At 48.4% G+C, this 1,412-nt stretch carries 1 protein-coding gene; it reads right to left on the bottom strand.

What is annotated here, in order from left to right; genetic code table 11:
* Nucleotides 1-338 precede the first annotated feature (338 nt).
* Nucleotides 339-1,103 (bottom strand): hypothetical protein, encoded by a 765-nt coding sequence (locus DCO57_RS22175; RefSeq protein WP_116701098.1) that lies wholly within the window; start codon nucleotides 1,101-1,103, stop codon nucleotides 339-341.
* Nucleotides 1,104-1,412: the final 309 nt, after the last annotated feature.

Below are 1,412 nucleotides of genomic sequence, written 5' to 3'. Positions count from 1 at the left end.
GGCATATCGCCGCCGGCAAGTGGTCCAGCCGAAAATACATGAACATGGCACCGCTCTACGCGGACCAGTACCAAACCCACGGAGCCGTCGCCTGAAAACAAATGTGCGAAAGATCTTTGACACTACCCATGAATGTGAGTTGGACTTTGTTTTGTATGCCGAAGCATTGATTCCAACGCCAATTTCAAGGCGTTGAAATGCGAGACGGCACTCCTGTCCGACTTGCATCGGATTTCATGAATAGCGAGATTGTACTCTCTACTTATCCCGTCCGCATTTGCTGTCTGCCAAGCGGTCGTTGTATTTCAACTGATTATGTTTTCTGAATATGGAACGTATTATCTGTAGGGATCCACTTGGAAATTCGTGATGGTAACTTCCTGCTCACTGGCCGGATATACTTGGTTCGGTGGCTGCCGCCAAAGATTCAAGTGGATGGACTGGCAACCAGGTCCTGGTGAATATTTGGTTTGCTCCGGATCCGTCAACCATTGGTGATTTGCTTTGGGGGGCAAGGTATCCAGTGTATAAAGTCCATAATAAAGGTAGAACCAGATCGGATAACCCTCTCCGGACCAGTTCATCACTAACGTAATATCCTTGACGTCCGGCTTGATCGTGATGCGGTGCACATTATCGGGCTGCTCCCAAGGTTGCAGCGTGAACTGAGCATTGGTCGGGTCATCGGGTCTGCCAAAACGGCTGACCTCCACCATGTCCAGTTCGCGGTGGGGGTTGGCAATGTTAGTGTCGGCCTTCAACTGATAGGTAAACGCGCCAAAGCAGCAGTTAAGGGACAGGTCATTGAAGCTCTTGGGTGTTGTCGCCGCGACGAGGTATTTCCCAGGCCCCGCATACTGACGGGTAGGAGGATTGGTCGGTGTGTTGGGATTGCCGTCAATCGCACCCCACAGCACCACTTCAACAGAAGACCATTGCATCGGTCCACCCGGTAATTGCGACTGCGCCATACGTAGCCTGAGCCCTTCGTCAGTGACACTTGCCATGCGTGGATCCCATTGCTGGCCATTGAACCAGTATCCTAAGTTCTCCAAGTTGAATACGTAGTTCGTCCACCAATAGAAGCCGGCAAATTCCAGCATTGCGTTCGTGGAATTCTGGTTAGGTGCAACCGATCCCTCCGGGAATGGATGACGGTATGGGCATGTGCTGTTCTCTTGCATCGGATTTCCCCTCAAACCGTTCAATATGATTGATGTGGAGCCAATAATAACAATCGAGGGTTGTTTGTATCATGAAAATCGTGCCAATTCCACCCAGGGAAGACACCATTCCAGTTGCATAAAAATAACCCTCCTTTCAGAAGTGGGTATGTAGTTATTTTTCTTTCTTTTATTTGGTATTTTCAAATATTTTCTGAAGTATATATTAAAATATGAATGGATTAATAT

This window comes from Labrenzia sp. 011 (assembly GCF_003075075.1).
GTDB lineage: Bacteria > Pseudomonadota > Alphaproteobacteria > Rhizobiales > Stappiaceae > Roseibium.
The sequence above is the reverse complement of the archived record's forward strand: the minus strand, read 5'-3'. Positions and strand labels throughout refer to the sequence as shown.